Consider the following 20,793-nt stretch of genomic DNA (forward strand, 5'->3'; position numbering starts at 1 on the left):
ACCGGTTTACCCTGACGACGGATTTCGAAATGCAACTTCACGCGGTCAGCATCGCTGTTGCCCATTTCAGCAATCTTCTGGCCTTTTTTGACGGACTGGTCTTCCTTTACAAACAACGCCTGGTTGTGCGCATACGCGGTAAGAAAGGTGTTGTTGTGCTTGAGAATGATCAAGTTACCGTAGCCTCGCAATCCCGCACCGGCATACACTACGCGGCCATCTGCGGAAGCTATCACGGCGTCACCTGCCTTACCAGAAATATCGAGGCCTTTGTTTTTGGCCTCATCAAAGCCCGCGAGCAGCGTACCTTGAGCGGGCCAGATCCATCCAACGTCTTCATCGCCGGTGGCCGCAGCCGGCGAAGGCGCGGTAATCGGGGCTGGGGGGGCCGCCGCAGGACGTGCAGCGGCGACTTGCACGGGTGCCGACACGGCAGTAGCTGGCGAAGTCGAGGTACTGGCGGATCCCGAGCTCACAGGCCGAGTCACGACCTGCGTGTTTTCGCCACCAGGTGGCGCCACGCGAAGCACCTGTCCGACTTCAATAAGGTTGGGATTCTCAAGGCTATTCCAGCGCACGATGTCGCGCCAATTCTGGCCGTTTTCCAAGCCGATACGAATCATGGTGTCGCCAGGCTTGACACTGTAATAACCAGGTTTACCGGCATTCTCAAAACCTGGCAATTGCTTGACATTGACGGGATCGACCGTGGCAGCCGGCTGCCGTGACAGTCCCGTTCCGCGATCTTCCACCGGGGCATTGGTGTGGGAGCGTGATGCACAACCGGCCGCCAGCAGCAGCGCAGCAACGAACGCGAACGGTAGCGCGAGTCCGCGAGCCAGGCCAATGCTGCGGCCTGCGCCTGGGTTAACTTGAGGTTCCACCGTGTTTGACCGTGTGGTTTGATTCATTGGTTTTTTCATCTTCCATCTTGACCGGATTTTGGCCAATTCTTTAACTTATTTTCAACTTGTACCTGATTTTAGAGGTACAAAGTTAACGGCTTCCAGCAGAGTCTGTCTGACGCCTTGTGGGGTTTTATCAATCACCACCAGCGCCTGCGCGCCATTGGTGGTTTTCAGGGGGGCCACCAGGCGCCCGCCGATGGCCAGTTGTTCAATCCAGGCGGGCGGTATGGACTCACCGCCGGCGGCCGCAATAATGGCTGCGTAAGGCGCACCTTTGGCATAACCGACCATGCCGTCACCGAACAGCAGGTGCACGTTGGGTAGCCGCAAGGTCCGCAAATTCTCTCTGGCTTTTTCGTGCAGGCCGCGCAAGCGCTCGATGCTGTACACCTCGGTTGCCAGCTGGCTGAGCACGGCGGCCTGATAACCGCAACCGGTGCCGATCTCCAGCACGCGTCCTGTCCTGCCGCTCGCGTCGAGACGCTCCGCCGCGCCACCCCGCAGTAACTCCAGCATACGGGCCACAACATTGGGTTTGGAGATGGTCTGGCCCAAGCCGATCGGCAGGCTGGTGTCCTCATAGGCCTGGTTGACGAGTGCCGTATCCACAAAGCGGTGACGTTCCACCAGGCCCATGGCCGCCAGTACCCGTGCGTCTGACACGCCTTTTGCAGCCAGCTTGTGAACCATGCGCGCTCGAACTGATTGAGAGTCTAGACCCACGCCGTTCGGCATTACCGTAGGAAATATTTTCTTTAGGGTGTGTAGCGCTGCTGTGCTTGCAGAGCGGGAAAACGTCGCTGTTAATTTAGTAGCGGAAGGTACCCCGGCGTCGGGTTTGAGACGTACCGGAAACGTTGGCCGGGCCGCTGCTGAAGGCGCTTTTACAGTGGAATCGAAAGGCGGCTTGACACTGGACTTCATAGCGCCGCCTTTAGTTTGCCTGCGTCAGCTTTTCGGCCATTTCTGTCCAGTAAGGTAGTCGCTCGTGATCCGTCAAATCCACATGCAGCGGCGTGATCGATAGATACTTATGGCTCGTTGCGTGAAAGTCGGTACCCTCGCCAGCCTCCTTGGCAGGTCCGGCTCCACCAATCCAGTACATGGTTTCTCCCCGCGGGCTGGTCTGTGTAATCACGCGCTCCGCGGCATGCCGGCGCCCCAAACGTGCCACCTTAACGCCCTCAATCTGATCATCTGGCAGATTGGGAATATTGACATTGAGCAGCCAGGGGGCCAATGTGGGCAATGCCCCCTCCGCGATCGCTTCCAGCGAAGGCATCAGTTGCTGCACCAAGTCTCGCGCACGCTGGGCCGCCACGTCAATATAAGCCCAGCCTTTTTCGGTTTGCGAAAACGCGATTGAAGGAATCCCGAACAGATAGCCTTCCATGGCGGCTCCCACGGTGCCGGAATAAATGGTGTCGTCGCCCATATTGGCTCCGTTGTTGATGCCCGAAACGACAAGGTCTGGCCGGTAACCAAGCAGCCCCGTGAGTGCGATGTGCACGCAGTCTGCCGGCGTTCCATTGATATAACGAAAGCCATTCGCCGCCGTTTGCACGTACATCGGTGCATGCAAGGTCAGCGCATTGGATTTAGCGCTGTTATTTTGCTCGGGCGCCACCACTTCTACATCGGCGATGGTTTTGAGTGCTTCGTACAGGGCAATGATGCCGGAGGCCTGATACCCGTCATCATTGCAAATAAGAATTTTCATAAAGTGATTTTAGGGTCACGGCTGTGACAGTAAGCTAAAGTTTTTGTGTGCCGCAAACATCGGGTCTTGCCTATGATGCATAGTTAAATTAGTTCAATATTCCATTTTCGCTCTTTATTTTCTTTTTCTGCTCTGCACCCATTTTTTGGAGACACCTCATGCATGCCTGGCTTTGTGAAAACCCGATCGGCGTAGAAGCCCTGACTTGGAAAGAACTGCCGACGCCACGGCCTAAAGCGGGCGAAGTCCTGATTGAAATCAAGGCGGCAAGTCTCAATTTTCCTGACCTGCTGATCGTGCAGAACAAATATCAAATCAAGCCACCACTCCCCTTTGTACCCGGATCTGAATATGCGGGCGTTGTTCAGGCCGTCGGCGAAGGGGTGAACAACCTGCAGGTGGGACAAAGCGTCGCCTGCCTGTCCGGCACCGGGGGATTCGGAACGCACACCATTGCCCCCGCCGCTATGTGCATGCCTCTTCCAGAGGGGTTTTCGCATGTGGATGCTGCCGCCTTCATCATGATTTACGCGACTTCTTGGCACGCGCTGGTGGATCGCGCGCGACTCTCTGCAGGCGAAACCGTTCTGGTCCTCGGTGCTGCGGGCGGCGTCGGGACAGCCGCCATTCAAATAGCAAAAGCAGCTGGGGCCCGCGTCATTGCTGCCGCTTCGACCGATGAAAAATGTGCTCTTTGCACCTCCATTGGCGCAGACGCCACGATCAACTACGGAAGCAAAAATCTTCGCGAGGAAATCAAGTCTCTGACGGGCGGCAAAGGGCCGGACGTCATTTACGACCCCGTCGGCGGCGACTACGCCGAGCCGGCATTCCGGTCCATCGCGTGGCGAGGCCGCTATCTGGTGGTTGGTTTTGCATCGGGGTCTATCCCGTCACTGCCGCTGAATCTGACGCTGCTCAAAGGTGCCTCCATCGTCGGCGTGTTCTGGGGAGACTTTGCCAAGCGCGAACCCCAGGCGAATGCAGCCATGATGGCCGAGCTCGCAGGTTGGTATGCCCAAGGCAAGATCAAACCGGTGATTGACCGGACTATGCCCATGGCGGACCTCAAGGCGGCCTATGCTTACATGGGTTCGCGTGGCGTTAAAGGCAAACTGGTCATGGTGAACTGAGCGGTTGGGGCGTTCAAAGCAAATTAGCAACAGAAAAAGTCCGCTAAGGCGGGTTTTTTGTACACACGCTATTCAATGCGCCCGCCCTCTACAGCAACACAGGGCGCTGCTGGTATATTGATGCCATGCCATTGAAGAGAAGCCCCATGAGACAACCAACCATTTTGGTGGTGGAGGATGATCCCGATCACCTCGAAATAACGTTGACTATTTTGAAACAACACGGTTTGCCGCACGACATTGTGATCGCCCGCGATGGCCTTGAAGCCCTCGACTATCTATTCTGTGAAGGTCTTTTTAGCGATCGTGACCCTGATCATCAACCCGATCTGGTGTTGCTGGACTTGGGTCTGCCAAAGCTGAGCGGCTTGGCCGTCATGCAGCGTATGCGGGATGATCCACGAACGTTTTTTGCGCCCGTCATCATGCTGACTTCGGCGAGCGAACAGTCTCAAGCGGTGGCTGCGTTTAAAGGGGGGCTCAACAGCTATATGAGCAAGCCGCTTGACTACTTCAAATTTGAAGAAAAGCTACAGCAGCTCAAGGAGATCTGGCGAACCTCCGACCTTGCGCCGCTTACAGCCTGAGGCGGTTGATAAAAACAATGACCCGTCCTGTCATGGGTTGCCCGGTTAACGATGGATCAGGCCGTCTTTCTAAGTGCCTTGAGCTTTGCCCCCACTATCTTTTTTGCACCCGCCCAGCTCCGGGTTTATCGGGTTGCAGCGGCTGAAGTTCTGATCTGGACTACTTTGAATACCATCCGGCTTTCGATCTGAGCGCATGACGTGTTGCCGCCGACCGCAAACTGGCCCACTTTTGAACGGCACCCCATGCGTTGGGAAATGAACTCAACCGATTTCGACATCAGGCAGCTTGCCAGAGTTGCCATTTAAAAGTGCCTCGGCGGACCTAACCGAGTGCTGAATGTGGGCGTTTTTGCTTGTCTTGGAGAACATCGAAGTTGTCCGGCCACTAGGCACGGCCTGCCAACCCAGTACGGGCGCGACTTGCAGGAGTTATCCAGGATAATTACCCGGAGTTTTGACCACGGTCAATGAGGGCAACTCCAGCCAACACTCGGATCGTTTTCTTGTTGAGTTGCACTGCGATACTGTCAATCCTCAGCACTTCTGGAGTTTTCTATGACACGCACGATTCTTGACGAGACGCACATTCACCCGGCGATCCGCAACAAAGTCGCGGACCATCAGCAGGTGATGGTGCAGGAGGTGATTGCAGCGATCAGAGGCAATGATGTGGTGGTCGTGGGAATGGGTTTGAACCCTTTCCCCAAAAAAGCATGCAAGACGCTGGACCTGATTAACCAGCCGTACAAGTATCTGGAGTATGGCAACTATTTCAATACCTGGCGGGAACGTAATGCACTCAAAATGTGGACTGGTTGGCCAACTTTTCCAATGGTGTTCGTCAGAGGCGTGCTGGTCGGTGGCGCCAGCGATTTAAAGGCGCTGATTGACAGTGGTGAGTTTAAAGGAATCCTGGCGCAAGCCGCTTAGTGGAGAAGACTCCATGACCCGCAGAGGACGGTGTATTCGACCGGTCGTTGCAACACGGCCTTGAACGGGTGATGATAAATACGCGTCTACAGCTTCAGCAGGCGTTCTCCAATTGAGCGCCTTGCGCGGACGATGGTTCGCCGTTGCGGCAACCGAAGCGAGGTCGTCAATACCGTAACGTGAGGCGCTGTTGCTTGCCAGCGACTCAACCCCAGACGGCAGAGCGCATTGAAATCGAGCCTCCTTGAAAGCTGGTGTTGAAAAACCGCATCGACTCCCGGGCATCGACGGCGCCGGCGGCATACAGCAGGGGTAAAAAGTGGTCGTAGGTAGGGTGTGCCATTTTCGCCAACTGCCCCAGTTTTTGAAAACTCTGCAAAGCGTCCAGATTGCCCTGCTGCAAGTAACCGCCGATCGTCTGGTCAAACTCCAGCGCCCAGTCGTAAGCCTGACTACCCGCTGCACCACGCTGCATCTGACGCAGGTTGTGCACAATGTTGCCGCTGGCCAGAATCAACACCCCCCGGTCGCGCAGTGGCTTGAGCTGCTTCGCCAAAGCGTAGTGATCTTCGGGCGCGCGGCTGTAGTCCATGCTGAGCTGAATCACCGGGATCTCCGCCTTGGGAAACATGGGTTTGAGCACCGACCAGGCTCCATGGTCCAGGCCCCACTCGCCCAGGTCCAGTCCCAGGGGAAGTGAATTTCGCTGCCTGACCAGCTGACTGATGACCTGTGCTGCGGCCGAATCCCCGGGCGCAGGATACTGCTGGTCAAACAATTCTTGCGGGAAACCTCCAAAATCATGGATCGTTTTGGGCTGATCCATGCCAGTCAGCCACCAGCCCTCTGTGAGCCAATGGGCTGAAATGCACAGGATGAGTTGCGGCTGAGGAAGTGTCGAGCCAAATTCGCCACCCAGCGCCTGCCAACTGCGCCGATATTCGTTGTCACCAATTGCGTTCAAGGGGCTGCCGTGACCGACAAACAAAACGGGCATTTTCTCTGACTTTTTAAGGGACGGCAGTCGGTCGAGAGAAGCGGCGTCAATGAGCGTGGACATGTTTTTTCCTCTAATGAATTTGTGGCATCGAAGCGCTGGAGAGCGACTGCTTGTGTCGACCATGACACATGGTGTCAAACCGTCCGTGAGCAAGGTTTGGCCAGGCTCCTTCCCCCGCTGCACAGGCTTATGTTGTAGGCGTTCAAGCGCTAAAGTCCCCAGTCCTGACGAAATTAGTAATTATCCTTAAACTACCGCGTTAAATTCCTGTTAGCCTGTTATGCTGCACTGCAACATATTTCCATTTGATTCAAAAAACTAACCAGGCCTTTCCTCATGCTTTACGAATTATATGAAGCTCATCGCACCCTGATGGAGCCATTTATCGACTTTGCGCAGGCGGCGGCAAAGCTCTACAGCAACCCGTTGTCTCAGGTCGGCCAGACCCCATTTGCCCAACGCGTGTCTGCCGGATACGGATTGATTTACCGCCTGGGTAAAGAGTACGAAAAGCCGACCTTTGGCATCCAGACCGTCGATGTCGACGATATCGGCGTGGCCATTTACGAGCGGGTGGAAATCGACAAGCCTTTTTGCGAATTGCGTCGTTTCAAGCGTTTTTCTGATGACCCTGCCACCCTGACGAAGATTAAGGATCAGCCAGCAGTGCTAATCGTTGCGCCTTTGTCCGGCCACTACGCCACCTTGCTGCGCGACACCGTCAAAACAATGCTCAAAGACCACAAGGTCTACATTACTGACTGGAAGAATGCGCGCAACGTGCCCGTATCCGAAGGCACCTTCCACCTTGACGACTACGTCAACTACGTGCAGGAATTCATCCGGCACCTGCAGGCCAATTACGGTAACTGCCACGTTGTCAGCGTGTGCCAACCTACCGTACCGGTGTTTGCCGCCATTTCTTTAATGGCCTCTCGCGGGGAAAAAACACCACTGTCCATGATCATGATGGGCGGACCAATCGACGCTCGCTTGTCTCCGACGGCCGTGAACAATCTCGCCACGACCAAAAGCTTCGAGTGGTTTGAAAATAACGTGGTGCATCGTGTGCCCAGCAATTTCCCAGGCGCCGGGCGGCGCGTTTATCCGGGCTTTTTGCAGCACTCCGGTTTTGTGGCGATGAACCCCGACCGCCACACCAGCAGCCACTATGACTATTTCAAGAGCCTGATTAAGGGTGACGATGCCAGCGCGGAGGCACACCGTAAGTTTTACGACGAGTACAACGCGGTGCTTGACATGGACGCCGACTATTACCTTGAGACGATCAAAACCGTTTTCCAGGAATTTCAACTCGTGAATGGCACCTGGGACGTGCGGTCTGTCACTGGCAAGGCCGAACGCGTGACGCCTGGCGACATCAAGACCACCGCGTTGATGACGGTCGAGGGCGAACTCGACGATATTTCAGGCTCGGGTCAAACCCACGCGGCACTGAGCATGTGTAGCGGCGTCCCCGACAAACAGAAAAAGCACCTGGAAGTGAAAGGCGCCGGCCATTTCGGCATTTTCAGCGGGCGTCGCTGGCAGAACGTGGTCTATCCAGCAGTCAAAGCTTTCATCCTCGAAAACAATCAAGTTCAAGGGCAAGCTCATAAGAAACCAACTTTGTCCGCGGTTGAAAAAGTAGCCGACAAGGCGCCCTTAAATTCCAACCCGACGGTGGCCATCACGCTTGAAAAAAATCAGGTTTCAGCCCCAATAGAACGTGCGCTGACAACCTCCAAAAAGATAACCGAGCAACCCCGTCTGAACGTCGTCAAGAAGGCGTCCGGCGCAGCGGAAACCCCCTCTACGAAGACCGCTACGCCGTCAAAATCAAGACCGGCTCGCAAGACTGCAGTGCAAAAGGTTCCCCTCCGCAAATGATCTGAAAGAGGTGCGGTTGGTGGGGGCGGCATTCAAGGGTGGACAATAAGCGAGTGACTTCCCCCGCCGACCTCCCTCTTTTCGATCGCCTTAACGCCGCGTTGCCGCAGACCCAATGCACCCGCTGTGGTTATCCCAACTGTGCAGCATATGCGCAAGCTATCGCCGGAGACAACGCCTTCACAAATCAGTGCCCTCCCGGCGGCCTTGAGGGCGTGGAGCGCCTTGCTGCCATCACCGGCCGACCCGCCCAGTGGCTGAACCCAGCCAACGGCGCAGAAGGGCCGCGTGCGATAGCCGTTATCGACGAAGCCTGGTGCATCGGCTGCACCTTATGCATCAAGGCCTGCCCAACCGACGCCATCCTGGGCAGCATCAAAATGATGCACACGGTGATTGAGGCGTACTGCACCGGCTGCGAATTGTGCGTACCGGTGTGTCCGGTGGACTGCATCAGCCTGGAAAATGTCACGGGCACTCGCACCGGCTGGGCGGCTTGGTCACAAGCAGACGCCGACCTGGCGCGTGACCGCTATGAATTCAATCGCACCCGCCGCCAGCTTGATAAAAACGAAAACGATAAAAGGCTGAGGGACTTGGCGCAAGCCAAATTTTCTGATCTGGCAAAGCATTCAAAAATCACAGACCCTGAGATATTGGACCGTAAACGGGCCATTATTGAAGCGGCCATGGCGCGAGCCCGCACGAAACGTGGCCCCGCCTGACCAGACCACAGATCTTACAAGGCTATGGCTTCAGGTCACCACGAGATTCTTGTAGACGCCGCAGCCCACGAACAGCTCGTCTAATTCCTGCACAAATGACATTTTGGCTTGGACTTTGCCCGTGCTTGGGTTGGTGATGTCGTATTCGACCCAGCCAGGCTCGTGACTGGCTTGATTGATGATGGCCTCCAGCAACTGACTGCCGTCGATTCCCGAAATATCCTGCACCCGCGTACCCACTTTGGACTGGTTGCCGCCGAACGCAACGTAAGTGCCATCACGGTCTAGTGCAAAAATATACATGTCGCGGTCATGAAAGCCTTTGGCCGGGTCGGTCAGTTCCCGTAAAAAGATACTTTTCGATCTATTTTGACGGTGCGCCACGGCGCGTCTCACCAACTCCACGGCCTCTTCCGCTGAGCCCTGCTGCAATTTGAAGGATGCCACTGACTGCACCAGCGTGCCAGCCCGTCCTTCTAAATTAACCGCGTGTGTCACCGCACGTCCCGCCATCAACGCATTACTCTGGGTGATTTCGTCAAGCTGGCGCACCGCCAACGTGATCTCGGTCAGACCAGAACTCTGCTCAGCGCTGGAGGTCGATATATGGGACATGCTGGAAGCCACAGCCCGGATTCCGGACACGATCTGTGTCATGTTGGAGCCGGCTTCACGGATTTTCTGGACACTGGTCGCGACCTGTTGCGACGACGCGCCAATAAGCAGCCTGATTTCCTTTGAAGATTCAGCCGAGCGTTGCGACAACGATCTGACTTCGTTTGCAACCACGGCAAAGCCCCGACCCGACTCACCTGCGCGGGCAGCTTCTACCGCTGCATTGAGCGAAAGAATATTGGTCTGAAACGCCAGTCCGTCGATGACGCCCACAATTTCATCCATCCGCTTGGCGCTGCCCCGAATAGCGTCGACCGACTCGATCGCTTGGGCCATCGAGGCAGCCCCGTTGTTGGCCATATCACGCACCGCGGCCGCCTGCGTATTCGCCTCGCCGGCCATATTCGCATTCTTCTGAACGGCTGATGCCAGTTGCTCCACGCTAGCTGCGGTCTGTTCCAGATTGGCGGCCTGCTGCTCTGTTCGGTCAGACAGGTCACGGGTGCCTATGGCCATACTTTTCCCTGAATGCGCAACAAAAGCAGCGTTGCTGCGCACATTGGCAACCATGCCAGACAACGTGTGGCTGAGCTCACCCATTGCCACTGCGAGACGACCTAACTCGTCCTCACTGCGGTCTATCAGGCCCAGGCGCAAATCACCCGCCATCATTTTTTCTGTCGCCCGCATGACCTGACCCAGATCCTGAGAAACACTGCAGTAAAACGACCAGAAAAAATAAACCAGCAGCAGTCCCAATACGCCGGCTACTGCCACGGTCGTCATCCCCGCCATGGCGTTGGTGCCCATCAGGAGCGGCCACACCAGGACGCCTAACGGACAGGCCGAGAGAATGGCCAGCAGGGTTAACTTACGCGCGAAATACATGCGGCGCATCAACCAGACACCGGGGTGCAATAGCTTGCCAAATATCATTCGCAACTTTCCAGAATCGTGATCATAAGGAGGTACAGGGGGCGTGAACGGCTTCACTTTTGAATGGGAAGTGTCTGGCTTGCGCCGAAGAAGCGCTCGAACGGCTGCGACCGCATGGATTCGCCACTTTTATGGAAACCGGCCAATTCGCCTTGTTAATTGTTTGAACGCCTGGATGCATGCATCAAGCGGCTTTTCTCAAGCGGTCTGAGGTCCTTGATTTTAAGGCTGACAGCCCGAAAAAAGACTTGGGTGATTCCCGAGGACTATGTTTTTTTAGGAAGAAGCCAGTGCGGTGAAAGCCCGCACCACTTCCGGCGGTGCCTGCACCATTTCGATGAGCACGCCTTCACCGGAAACAGGAAATTCATCGCTGGATTTAGGGTGCAAAAAGCAGATGTCAAAGCCTGCGGCACCTTTGCGAATACCGCCGGGCGCAAAGCGCACGCCCTGCGCCGTGAGCCATTCCACTGCTTTGGGCAGGTCGTCAATCCACAGGCCCACGTGGTTGAGCGGCGTCGCATGCACGGCTGGCTTTTTTTCCAGGTCCAGCGGTTGCATCAGATCGACCTCGACCTTGAACGCGCCGCTACCGATAACACAAATGTCTTCGATCACGTTCTCGCGCTCGCTTACAAAATTTCCTGTCACTTCAAGCCCCAGCATGTCTACCCACAAGGTGCGCAAACGGTCCTTGCTGGCGCCACCGATGGCGATTTGCTGGACGCCAAGAACTTTGAAAGGTCGGCTCATGATGTCAGAACCTCCCTACGACCCACCAAATAGGTAACGCCGGCGGGCCCCGCACTCTCAAGGTGCGCGGTAGCGGCTGCCAGCCGAAAGATGTCGCCCGCTCCGTAGGTCCGACTGATGCCCGCTACCGTAAGCGTGATGTCGCCAGCGGTGATCAGTGCGCACGCGTCAAACGGGTGTTGGTGCTCGCCGAGGATATAGCCCGAGGGCCTTATCACCGTGGTGAGGGTGCTGTAGTGGTCAGCCAGTAAAGCAGTCTCAAATTCATGCGGAGTCATCGGTAATTCCTTGATACATTGCCGCTGCGTATCTTGCCAATACTTGGCAAGGAACCGGCTGCTGAGCTCGAATTTTAAGGTTGTCTTTATGCAAATTCAACGATAGGTTGATCCACGCTGAGTGACTCACCTTTCGCCGCCAAGACCTTGCCCACCACACCATCGGCGGTGGCGAAAAGTACATTTTCCATTTTCATGGCCTCGATGACTGCCACACGTTCACCCGCCTGCACCCTTTGCCCAGGCTGCACGGCCACTTCCACCAATAATCCAGGCATGGGCGACAGTACATAGCGGCTCATGTCAGGAGGTGCTTTGAAATGCATCAAGGCATGAAGTTGCGCGGCACGCGGCGACAACACCAGTGCGTCGAGCCGCCTGCCGTTGTGCGCAATGCGGATAGCCAACGGGTTTGTGCCCACACCGCGTTCCACTTGAGCCGCAAAAAGCTGACCGTTAACCGTGCCGCGGATGCGAATACCGCCAAGATGCCAATAACTACATATTTCATAGCGATTTCCGCCCGTCTCCACGATGCCAGTCCCCGATTGGGTATCGAAACCTCGCACCACCGCCGCTTGATGCGTATTTTGGCCGTCCGCGCCGAGGCCAACGACCACGAACTCTTCACCTATCGTCACCCCGTGACCCGGCAACTGACCGCTGATTCCAGCCGCGCGGCCCAACATGCGACGATTGACATAGGCCGCAAGCACCACCAGAAAGTCTGTATCGTCGTGGGGTACGTCTTCGGCACGAAAACCTTGGCTGTAGTTTTCCGCAATGAACCCGGTATTAAAGTCACCCGTGACGAATTTCGGGTGTGCTAACAGGGCCGCTTGAAAGGGAATGTTGCTACTAATGCCGCGGATCACAAAGCCGTTAAGGGCCTCCCGCATTTTTCCGATCGCTTCATGCCTGTCCTTCCCGTGAACCACGAGTTTGGCAATCATCGAGTCGTAAAACATCGGAATCTCGCCGCCCTCTTGCACGCCGGTATCCACCCGCACGCCGAACAGCTGCGAGGTGTCTGCCGCAAACATGGTTTGCCGCGGCGGTTGAAAGCGCGCTAACCGGCCCGTCGAAGGCAAAAAGCTGCGAAACGGGTCTTCGGCATTAATCCGGCATTCAATGGCCCATCCATTTCGCTTCACATCAGCCTGGGTGATTGGCAGCTTTTCGCCCGCTGCCACGCGAATCATCAGTTCGACCAGATCGAGTCCGGTGATGCATTCCGTCACCGGATGCTCCACCTGCAGGCGGGTGTTCATTTCCAGAAAGTAAAAGCGCTGGTCCTTGCCAACCACGAACTCCACGGTACCGGCACTCTGGTAATTCACGGCTTTGGCCAGCAGAACGGCCTGCTCGCCCATAGCTTTTCGGGTGGCTTCGCTAATGAAAGGCGACGGTGCTTCTTCGATCACCTTCTGGTGGCGGCGCTGGATCGAGCACTCACGCTCGTTCAGGTACAACACATTGCCGTGGCTGTCGCCCAGCAGCTGGATCTCGATATGCCGCGGTTCCTCGACAAACTTTTCGATGAAGACACGGTCGTCACCAAAACTGTTTCGGGCTTCATTTCTGCAACTGGTAAAACCTTCCAGCGCTTCCTTGTCATTAAAGGCCACGCGCAAGCCTTTGCCCCCTCCCCCCGCGCTGGCCTTGATCATCACCGGATAGCCAATACTTTGGGCGATTTCTACTGCCTTCTCAGCGGTTTCAATCGCATCGTTCACGCCAGGAATACAGTTGACACCTGCCGCGCCAGCCAGTTTCTTGGACTCGATCTTGTCGCCCATCGCGGCGATAGAGTAATGCTTCGGTCCGATGAATACGATGCCCTCTTCTTCGACCCGCTTGGCGAAGCCGGCGTTCTCGCTTAAAAAGCCGTATCCAGGGTGCACCGCCTGCGCGCCGGTCTGCTTGCACGCTGCAATGATTTTTTCGGCTTGCAGATAGCTGTCGCGGCTGGGCGCCGGACCAATGTTGACCGCTTCATCGGCCAATTCAACGTGGCGGGCATCTTTGTCTGCATCGGAATAGACCGCGACGGTCTTGATACCCATCTTGCGCGCGGTAAGAATGACACGGCATGCGATTTCGCCCCGATTTGCAATCAGAATTTTTGTGAACATATTATTTTTTTCCGTGGGCGGTTACAGGGGAATATTCCCGTGCTTGCGCCAAGGGTTTTCCAGCTTTTTGTCGCGCAGCATGACGAGCGAGCGGCAGATACGTTTGCGGGTCTCATGCGGCAAAATAATGTCGTCAATAAAGCCGCGCGCACCCGCCACGAACGGGTTGGCAAAGCGTTCTTTGTATTCAGCCTCACGTGCAGCCAGCTTCACCGGATCCCCCTTGTCTTCGCGGAAGATGATTTCTACCGCGCCTTTAGCACCCATCACTGCGATCTCGGCGTTGGGCCATGCGAAGTTGACATCACCCCGCAGGTGCTTGGAACTCATCACATCGTACGCGCCGCCATAAGCCTTGCGGGTGATGACGGTGATCTTGGGCACGGTGCATTCCGCATAAGCGTAGAGCAGCTTGGCCCCGTGCTTGATGATGCCGCCGTACTCTTGAGACGTACCGGGCATGAAACCGGGTACATCGACAAATGTGATCACGGGAATATTGAACGCATCGCAAAAACGCACAAAGCGCGCTGCCTTGACGGAGCTTTTAATGTCGAGGCAACCTGCTAACACCAGCGGCTGGTTGGCCACGATGCCCACCGACTGCCCTTCCATGCGGGCGAATCCGATCAGGATGTTCTTCGCGTACTCGGGCTGGATCTCAAAGAAATCACCATCGTCCACCGTTTTGACAATCAGTTCCTTCATGTCATAGGGCTTGTTCGGGCTCTCGGGCACCAGCGTATCCAGGCTGACATCCATACGGCCGGCCGGGTCGAGGCTGGGGCGTACCGGCGCCTTTTCCCGGTTGTTAAGAGGCAGGTAGTTGTACAGCCTGCGCAGCATCAGCAGGGCCTCCACATCATTCTCGAAGGCCAGGTCGGCAACGCCGCTGCGCGTGGTGTGGGTGATGGCGCCGCCCAATTCCTCGGCAGTGACTTCCTCGTGCGTCACGGTCTTCACCACTTCCGGGCCGGTAACGAACATGTAGGAACTGTCCTTGACCATGAAAATAAAGTCGGTCATGGCGGGCGAATAAACCGCCCCGCCCGCACTCGGCCCCATGATCATGCTGATTTGCGGAATAACACCGCTGGCCATCACATTGCGCTGGAACACGTCCGCATAGCCGCCCAGCGACGCCACACCTTCCTGAATCCGTGCGCCGCCCGAGTCGTTGAGGCCGATCACCGGCGCCCCGACCTTCATGGCCTGGTCCATCACCTTGCAGATCTTCTCAGCGTGCGCTTCGGACAGGGCGCCGCCAAACACGGTGAAGTCCTGGCTGAACACAAACACCAGACGGCCATTGATCATGCCGTAGCCCGTCACCACACCATCGCCCGGAATCTTGTGGTTCTCCATGCCGAAGTCGGTGCAGCGGTGTTCAACAAACATGTCCCATTCTTCAAACGTGCCTTCGTCGAGCAGCAGTTCCAAGCGTTCGCGCGCTGTAAGTTTGCCCTTACCGTGCTGCGCGTCGATGCGCTTTTGTCCACCGCCTAATCGAGCGGCAGCGCGCTTCTTTTCTAGCTGTTCAAGGATTGCTTGCATGATTTACTTTCTAAAGGCCTTATAAACTTTGCATGCTATTTACTCAATAGCATTTTTCGAGCGAACGGACTGCGCAGCAAGAAGATTTCTGGCAGCGGCCGAGGCCGGCAACTGACCGCTAACGACCTGCGCCATCAATGTCGGCAGCAGGGCGCTGACCGCCGGGTCTTGCCGAAATGCGTGCTTAAGCCCTGCGTCAATGCGCTCCCACATCCACGCGAGAGACTGCTGCTGCCGGCGTGCGGCCAGCTGACCATTGGCCGTTTGCAGGTTTTTGAACTGCGTCACCGCGGCCCAAAATGCATCCACCCCTTTGTTGTGCAGTGCACTGAGCTGAATCACCTGCGGGTGCCAGTGCTTGCTAAAACTAGCCGCTTGAGCGCTACCCATCGCGTTGTTGACGAGGCCGAACAGACGCATGGCGGAGGTAATCTGCGCCTCGGCGCGCATGGCCGCATTGGCATCGATGTCGGCCTTGTTGATGATCACCAGATCGGCGAGCTCCATCACGCCTTTTTTGATTGCCTGCAAATCGTCACCCGCGTTAGGAAGTTGCATCAGAACGAACATGTCCGTCATATTGGCGACGGCGGTTTCGCTCTGACCCACGCCAACAGTTTCAATAATCACCACGTCGTAGCCCGCCGCTTCGCATACCAGCATGGCTTCGCGCGTTTTTTCGGCGACACCCCCCAGCGTGCCGCTGGACGGACTGGGTCGGATGTAGGCCTGACTTTGAACCGAGAGCTTTTCCATCCGGGTTTTGTCACCCAGAATGGACCCACCCGATACAGTGGAGGAAGGGTCGATGGTGAGCACCGCCACGCGATGCCCCTGCCCAATCAAGTACAGCCCTAGCACTTCAATAAAAGTGGATTTACCCACGCCAGGCACGCCGCTGATGCCGAGGCGAAAAGATTGGCCCGTGAAAGGAAGTAACGCTGTCAACAACCCGTCCGCTTGTACCCGGTGGTCAGCGCGCGTGGATTCGAGCAAGGTGATGGCTTTGGCGATGGCACGACGCTGAACTTGCAGGTCGGTTCCCCGAACGCCCTGCAACAAGCCCGACGTATTCCCTACGAGTGATGCGTTCATTGCGCGGCCAGGCAGGACTTTGGCAAACTCAGCTTAAACGGCAGGAAGGTCAAGCGATCGCTTTCTTGATCTGTTCCAGCACATCCTTGGCACTGGCCGGAATGGGCGTACCGGGGCCGTAGATGCCTTTCACCCCTGCGTCGTAAAGCATTTCATAGTCCTGCCGCGGAATCACGCCGCCGACAAACACAATGATGTCATCGGCGCCCTGCTTTTTTAGTTCTGCAATGATGGCAGGAACCAACGTTTTGTGGCCGGCAGCCAAGGTACTTACGCCCACTGCATGAACGTCGTTTTCGATTGCCTGCCGCGCACATTCCTCGGGGGTCTGAAACAACGGGCCCATGTCCACATCAAAACCCAGATCAGCAAATGCCGTCGCCACGACTTTAGCGCCTCGGTCATGGCCATCCTGACCCAGTTTGGAAATCATTACCCGAGGCCGGCGCCCTTGTGCTTCTGCGAAGGCGTTGATTTCGGCCTTGAGCGCTTCCCAGCCTTCGGCCGAGTCATAAGCCGCGGCATAAACACCCGACACTTTTTGCGTATCAGCGCGGTGACGTCCGTAAACTTTTTCAAGCGCATCGCTGACCTCGCCCACCGTGGCGCGCAAGCGCATGGCCTTGATGCTCAGGTCTAACAAATTGCAATTGTTATTTTCAGCGGCAGCCGTCAGCGCGTCCAGCGCGACTTGCACGGCTATGCCATCCCGCTTTGTCTTAATGGCTTTGAGACGAGCAATCTGACCGTCGCGCACCGCCACGTTGTCGATATCGCGTGTTTCAATCGCGTCTTCAGTTTTCAGCTTGTATTTGTTGACGCCCACAATCACGTCTTTGCCACTGTCGATGCGGGCCTGCTTCTCGGCTGCTGCCGCTTCAATCTTGAGTTTGGCCCAACCGCTGTCCACGGCTTTGGTCATACCGCCCATGGCTTCAACTTCTTCAATGAGGGTCCAGGCGGCGTCGGCCATGTCCTGGGTGAGTTTTTCCATCATATAACTGCCAGCCCAGGGATCGATCACATTCGGGATGTGGGTTTCTTCCTGGATGATCAGCTGCGTGTTGCGTGCGATGCGCGCGCTAAATTCGGTGGGCAAGGCAATCGCTTCGTCAAACGAGTTGGTGTGAAGGCTTTGCGTGCCGCCGAACACCGCTGCCATGGCTTCGATGGTGGTCCGCACGACGTTGTTGTAGGGATCTTGCTCGGTCAGGCTCCAGCCGCTGGTCTGGCAGTGCGTGCGCAACATCAGGCTTTTAGGGTTCTTCGCATCGAATCCCTTCATGATGCGACACCACAACAAACGGGCCGCGCGCATTTTGGCGACTTCAAGGTAGAAGTTCATGCCGATGGCCCAGAAAAAACTCAGGCGACCGGCGAAGCCATCAACATCCAGGCCCTTGCCGAGCGCGGTTTTGACGTATTCCTTGCCGTCAGCCAGCGTCAAGGCCAACTCAAGCGCCTGGTTGGCGCCCGCTTCCTGCATGTGATAGCCGGAGATAGAAATTGAGTTGAATTTCGGCATGTTCTGCGCCGTGTATTCGATGATGTCCCCAATGATGCGGATGCTCGGTAGCGGAGGATAGATATAGGTATTGCGAACCATGAACTCCTTGAGGATGTCGTTCTGGATCGTCCCGCTCAATTGCTGCTGGCTTACGCCCTGCTCCTCTGCGGCAACCACATAGCCTGCCAGCACGGGCAGCACTGCGCCATTCATGGTCATGGAGACACTTACTTTGTCCAATGGTATTTCATTGAACAGGATTTTCATGTCTTCCACAGAATCAATCGCGACGCCTGCCTTGCCGACATCGCCAGTCACCCGAGGGTGGTCTGAGTCGTAGCCACGATGAGTCGCCAAATCAAAAGCGACCGACACGCCCTGCCCGCCTGAGGCGAGCGCCTTACGGTAAAACGCGTTGGACTCTTCGGCCGTTGAAAATCCCGCGTACTGACGAATCGTCCAGGGGCGCACTGCGTACATCGTAGCCTGCGGGCCGCGGATAAAAGGCTCAAACCCCGGCAAGGTATTGGTGTAAGGAAGGTCTTTGACGTCCTCAGACGTATACAGAGGTTTGACGGTGATGCCGTCTGGAGTGTGCCAATTCAGGGCGCTTAAGTCCCCGCCTGGCGCTGATTTGGCGGCCGATTTGGCCCAAGCTTCGAGGTTTGAAGCATTGAATTCAGGGGGCTTTGAGCTCATGGTGTTGTCGACTGTCTTGGTTGCGCTAGGCAGAATGCGGCAGCTTCGACAAAGCTGGAACAGACCGCGCGGAAAAGGGTTATCACAGTAACCGGAAGTTTACATTATTTATAATTATTCATTCAAAATATTCCATCCAGCTTACAATTTAGAGCATGGTTGAACTTTCCTTGTCTCCCCGAGCACTTTACGAAGAAGTGGCCGAGCTTCTGCGGCAGCGAATTTTCAGTCGCGAGTTGCCGCCTGGCAGCTGGATTGACGAGCTCAAACTTGCCGAGGCCTACGGCATAAGCCGCACGCCATTACGTGAAGCGCTGAAGGTACTGGCTGCCGAAGGCCTGGTCACCATGAAAGTGCGACGCGGCGCCTACGTGACGGAGGTTTCCGAGCGCGATCTCGCCGAGGTTTATCACCTGCTGGCACTGCTGGAGAGCGACGCAGCAGGGGTAGTGGCGGCCAACGCCACTGAAGCCCAACTCAGGGAATTGGAGAGTCTGCACAATGAACTCGAAAAGGCTGCCAGCAGCCGCGAACGTTTTTTTGAAATCAACGAAGCATTTCACACCCGGCTGCTGCAAATTGCCAACAACCGATGGCGCGACCAGATGGTATCCGACCTGCGCAAGGTGATGAAACTGAACCGCCACAACTCCTTGCTAAAGAGTGGGCGCATTGAACAATCACTGACCGAGCACCGAGCTATCATGACCGCACTCACGGCCCGCGATCCCGCCGAAACCACGGCGCGCATGAAAGAACACTTTCGCAACGGCATGGAAGCGGCGATCTAACGCCCAAGCCGGCCCTTCGCTCTTTGGCCGTTCGTTTTTTGACTGGCAGCGCTGGCGATCAGGGACCCGCCAGACGCCAACATTTGGAATCGGCCCGCTGTTAGCCGCGCGAGTTGGAGGCCATGTGTTCAACTTTCTTGTCGAGCAACATTTCAGGAGCCTCCGCTTCAATCCAGGTTTCGTTGTTCAGGCGGGCATGCAGACGTTTTGTGTCGAGGTCGCCAGTCCATTTAGCCACGACCAGCGTCGCCACCCCGTTGCCGACCAAGTTGGTCAGTGCTCTGGCCTCGGACATGAACCTGTCAATGCCCAGAATCAAAGCCAACCCAGCCACCGGCAAGCCGCCCACTGCCGAGAGCGTGGCCGCCAGCACAATAAACCCGCTGCCCGTAACCCCTGCGGCACCCTTCGAGGTGAGTAGCAGCACAGCCAACAGCGTCACCTGTTGGGTCAGCGACATGGGGGTGTTGGTCGCCTGGGCAATGAACACGGCGGCCATGGTCAAATAAATCGAAGTGCCGTCAAGATTGAACGAATAGCCGGTCGGGATGACCAAGCCCACCACCGATTTGCGGGCACCCAGGAGTTCCATCTTTTCCATCATTCGCGGCAACACGGACTCTGACGATGAAGTGCCAAGCACGATCAGGAGCTCTTCCTTGATGTACTTGACGAACTTCCAAATACTGAAACCATGCAAGCGCGCAATGGTGCCTAGCACCACAAACACGAAGATCAGGCAGGTCAGATAAAACGTCCCCATCAGCTTGCCGAGAGAAAACAGCGACCCGATGCCATATTTGCCAATGGTGAACGCCATAGCGCCGAAGGCGCCGATCGGGGCCACCTTCATGATCAGACCGACAAGGTCAAACAGCACATGAGACAGCTTCTCGATCAAATCAAACACCAGCGTGCCGCGTCCACCGAACTTGTGTAACGCAAAACCGAACATCGCCGAAAACAGCAACACCTGAAGAATTTCTCCCTTGGCAAAGGCTTCAACGACCGAGATTGGAATAATATTTAGCAGAAAGTCTGTGGTGGTTTGCATCTTGCCGGGGCCTGTAAAGGCGGCGATGCCTTTGGTGTCGAGCGTGGTCGGATCCACATTCATGCCACTTCCAGGATGCAGCAGGTTGACGATGAAGAGGCCGACGATCAGCGCCAGGGTGCTAACGACCTCAAAGTACAAGAGGGCCAAGCCGCCAGTCTTGCCCACTTTCTTCATGTCTTCCATGCCCGCTATACCCACAACCACGGTGCAAAAAATGATGGGCGCGATGATCATCTTGATCAGCTTGATGAACGCATCCCCGAAAGGTTTCATGTCGGCGCCGGTCTGCGGGTAAAAATGCCCCAGAAGAACCCCTGCGGCCACAGCGATTAACACCTGCAGGTAAAGAGATCGGTAAAAAGGACGTTTTTTGATAGGAGCGCTGGCAGTCATAAGCGGTGCTGGTTGGGCTTCTGCCGACGTGGTCGGGCAGTCGTCTGATTAAGTTAAAACGCGTATTTTCCCCTATAAGTCGGG

18 protein-coding genes are annotated in these 20,793 nt (G+C 56.1%); 6 read left to right on the forward strand and 12 right to left on the reverse strand.

The window, feature by feature from the left end; genetic code table 11:
* The 3 genes from HHJ16_RS03865 to surE form a co-directional block, all read right to left on the reverse strand.
* Positions 1–911: peptidoglycan DD-metalloendopeptidase family protein (locus HHJ16_RS03865; RefSeq protein ID WP_293640818.1), on the reverse strand; the 911-nt coding region annotated here is incomplete at its 3' end.
* A gap of 54 nt (positions 912–965) precedes the next feature.
* Positions 966–1,832: a protein-L-isoaspartate(D-aspartate) O-methyltransferase gene (locus HHJ16_RS03870; RefSeq protein WP_366557460.1), complete on the reverse strand. Its 867-nt coding sequence runs from the start codon at positions 1,830–1,832 to the stop codon at positions 966–968.
* Positions 1,833–1,842: 10 nt separating this feature from the next.
* On the reverse strand, positions 1,843–2,628 hold the full coding sequence (surE, locus tag HHJ16_RS03875) for a 5'/3'-nucleotidase SurE (RefSeq protein WP_293640819.1): 786 nt from the start codon (positions 2,626–2,628) through the stop codon (positions 1,843–1,845).
* A gap of 158 nt (positions 2,629–2,786) precedes the next feature.
* On the opposite strand from surE, the gene HHJ16_RS03880 reads away from it, so the two are divergent.
* From HHJ16_RS03880 to HHJ16_RS03890, 3 genes are all read left to right on the forward strand, one after another.
* A complete protein-coding gene (locus HHJ16_RS03880; protein WP_293640821.1) occupies positions 2,787–3,761 on the forward strand; it encodes an NADPH:quinone oxidoreductase family protein in 975 nt (324 codons plus the stop codon).
* A 146-nt stretch (positions 3,762–3,907) separates the two neighbouring features.
* Entirely contained in the window at positions 3,908–4,348 is a 441-nt protein-coding gene (locus HHJ16_RS03885) for a response regulator (protein ID WP_293640823.1), read from the forward strand.
* A gap of 558 nt (positions 4,349–4,906) precedes the next feature.
* On the forward strand, positions 4,907–5,281 hold the full coding sequence (locus tag HHJ16_RS03890) for a glutaredoxin domain-containing protein (RefSeq protein WP_293640825.1): 375 nt from the start codon (positions 4,907–4,909) through the stop codon (positions 5,279–5,281).
* Between the two features lie 205 nt (positions 5,282–5,486).
* On the opposite strand, the gene ygiD is transcribed toward HHJ16_RS03890, so the two are convergent.
* A complete protein-coding gene (gene ygiD, locus HHJ16_RS03895) occupies positions 5,487–6,341 on the reverse strand; it encodes a 4,5-DOPA dioxygenase extradiol (RefSeq protein ID WP_293640827.1) in 855 nt (284 codons plus the stop codon).
* Positions 6,342–6,617: 276 nt separating this feature from the next.
* Between ygiD and phaZ the strand changes: the two genes are divergently transcribed.
* Both phaZ and rsxB read left to right on the forward strand, forming a co-directional pair.
* Positions 6,618–8,171, forward strand: coding sequence for a polyhydroxyalkanoate depolymerase (gene phaZ / locus HHJ16_RS03900; RefSeq protein WP_293640829.1), 1,554 nt, complete (start codon positions 6,618–6,620; stop codon positions 8,169–8,171).
* A 53-nt stretch (positions 8,172–8,224) separates the two neighbouring features.
* Positions 8,225–8,896, forward strand: a complete 672-nt coding sequence (gene rsxB / locus HHJ16_RS03905) for an electron transport complex subunit RsxB (protein WP_293640830.1) — start codon at positions 8,225–8,227, stop codon at positions 8,894–8,896.
* A 30-nt stretch (positions 8,897–8,926) separates the two neighbouring features.
* On the opposite strand, the gene HHJ16_RS03910 is transcribed toward rsxB, so the two are convergent.
* The 7 genes from HHJ16_RS03910 to scpA form a co-directional block, all read right to left on the reverse strand.
* Entirely contained in the window at positions 8,927–10,447 is a 1,521-nt protein-coding gene (locus tag HHJ16_RS03910; protein WP_293640831.1) for a methyl-accepting chemotaxis protein, read from the reverse strand.
* A gap of 276 nt (positions 10,448–10,723) precedes the next feature.
* Positions 10,724–11,200 carry a VOC family protein gene (locus HHJ16_RS03915; protein WP_293640833.1) on the reverse strand — a complete coding sequence of 159 codons (477 nt, stop codon included), beginning with the start codon at positions 11,198–11,200 and terminating at the stop codon, positions 10,724–10,726.
* Positions 11,197–11,478 carry a cupin gene (locus HHJ16_RS03920; protein ID WP_293640834.1) on the reverse strand — a complete coding sequence of 94 codons (282 nt, stop codon included), beginning with the start codon at positions 11,476–11,478 and terminating at the stop codon, positions 11,197–11,199. Before HHJ16_RS03920 ends, HHJ16_RS03915 begins: the two co-directional genes overlap by 4 nt.
* Positions 11,479–11,564: 86 nt before the next feature.
* Positions 11,565–13,613 (reverse strand): acetyl/propionyl/methylcrotonyl-CoA carboxylase subunit alpha, encoded by a 2,049-nt coding sequence (locus tag HHJ16_RS03925; protein WP_293640835.1) that lies wholly within the window; start codon positions 13,611–13,613, stop codon positions 11,565–11,567.
* Between the two features lie 21 nt (positions 13,614–13,634).
* Positions 13,635–15,167 carry an acyl-CoA carboxylase subunit beta gene (locus HHJ16_RS03930; RefSeq protein WP_293640837.1) on the reverse strand — a complete coding sequence of 511 codons (1,533 nt, stop codon included), beginning with the start codon at positions 15,165–15,167 and terminating at the stop codon, positions 13,635–13,637.
* 39 nt (positions 15,168–15,206) lie between these two features.
* Positions 15,207–16,262, reverse strand: coding sequence for a methylmalonyl Co-A mutase-associated GTPase MeaB (meaB, locus tag HHJ16_RS03935; protein ID WP_293640839.1), 1,056 nt, complete (start codon positions 16,260–16,262; stop codon positions 15,207–15,209).
* A gap of 49 nt (positions 16,263–16,311) precedes the next feature.
* Complete coding sequence (gene scpA, locus HHJ16_RS03940; protein WP_293640841.1) at positions 16,312–18,468, reverse strand: methylmalonyl-CoA mutase; 2,157 nt, start codon at positions 18,466–18,468, stop codon at positions 16,312–16,314.
* Positions 18,469–18,623: 155 nt separating this feature from the next.
* On the opposite strand from scpA, the gene HHJ16_RS03945 reads away from it, so the two are divergent.
* Positions 18,624–19,259: a GntR family transcriptional regulator gene (locus HHJ16_RS03945; protein WP_293640843.1), complete on the forward strand. Its 636-nt coding sequence runs from the start codon at positions 18,624–18,626 to the stop codon at positions 19,257–19,259.
* 100 nt (positions 19,260–19,359) lie between these two features.
* On the opposite strand, the gene HHJ16_RS03950 is transcribed toward HHJ16_RS03945, so the two are convergent.
* The gene (locus HHJ16_RS03950; RefSeq protein WP_293640845.1) at positions 19,360–20,709 is read right to left on the reverse strand and encodes a dicarboxylate/amino acid:cation symporter; all 1,350 of its coding nucleotides are present in this window, start codon (positions 20,707–20,709) and stop codon (positions 19,360–19,362) included.
* Positions 20,710–20,793 lie beyond the last annotated feature (84 nt).

The organism is Polaromonas sp. (genome assembly GCF_012927485.1).
In the GTDB taxonomy this organism is placed as follows: Bacteria; Pseudomonadota; Gammaproteobacteria; order Burkholderiales; family Burkholderiaceae_C; genus Polaromonas.

Bases quoted from the DNA above. Each gene is read 5' to 3' on its own strand.
- HHJ16_RS03910 (WP_293640831.1), bottom strand. From the start codon at position 10,447: ATGATATTTGGCAAGCTATTGCACCCCGGTGTCTGGTTGATGCGCCGC.
- HHJ16_RS03950 (WP_293640845.1), bottom strand. From the start codon at position 20,709: ATGACTGCCAGCGCTCCTATCAAAAAACGTCCTTTTTACCGATCTCTT.
- HHJ16_RS03945 (WP_293640843.1), top strand. From the start codon at position 18,624: ATGGTTGAACTTTCCTTGTCTCCCCGAGCACTTTACGAAGAAGTGGCC.
- HHJ16_RS03880 (WP_293640821.1), top strand. From the start codon at position 2,787: ATGCATGCCTGGCTTTGTGAAAACCCGATCGGCGTAGAAGCCCTGACT.
- surE (WP_293640819.1), bottom strand. From the start codon at position 2,628: ATGAAAATTCTTATTTGCAATGATGACGGGTATCAGGCCTCCGGCATC.
- HHJ16_RS03920 (WP_293640834.1), bottom strand. From the start codon at position 11,478: ATGACTCCGCATGAATTTGAGACTGCTTTACTGGCTGACCACTACAGC.
- phaZ (WP_293640829.1), top strand. From the start codon at position 6,618: ATGCTTTACGAATTATATGAAGCTCATCGCACCCTGATGGAGCCATTT.
- meaB (WP_293640839.1), bottom strand. From the start codon at position 16,262: ATGAACGCATCACTCGTAGGGAATACGTCGGGCTTGTTGCAGGGCGTT.
- HHJ16_RS03885 (WP_293640823.1), top strand. From the start codon at position 3,908: ATGAGACAACCAACCATTTTGGTGGTGGAGGATGATCCCGATCACCTC.
- HHJ16_RS03930 (WP_293640837.1), bottom strand. From the start codon at position 15,167: ATGCAAGCAATCCTTGAACAGCTAGAAAAGAAGCGCGCTGCCGCTCGA.
- ygiD (WP_293640827.1), bottom strand. From the start codon at position 6,341: ATGTCCACGCTCATTGACGCCGCTTCTCTCGACCGACTGCCGTCCCTT.
- scpA (WP_293640841.1), bottom strand. From the start codon at position 18,468: ATGAGCTCAAAGCCCCCTGAATTCAATGCTTCAAACCTCGAAGCTTGG.
- HHJ16_RS03870 (WP_366557460.1), bottom strand. From the start codon at position 1,832: ATGAAGTCCAGTGTCAAGCCGCCTTTCGATTCCACTGTAAAAGCGCCT.
- HHJ16_RS03925 (WP_293640835.1), bottom strand. From the start codon at position 13,613: ATGTTCACAAAAATTCTGATTGCAAATCGGGGCGAAATCGCATGCCGT.
- HHJ16_RS03915 (WP_293640833.1), bottom strand. From the start codon at position 11,200: ATGAGCCGACCTTTCAAAGTTCTTGGCGTCCAGCAAATCGCCATCGGT.
- HHJ16_RS03890 (WP_293640825.1), top strand. From the start codon at position 4,907: ATGACACGCACGATTCTTGACGAGACGCACATTCACCCGGCGATCCGC.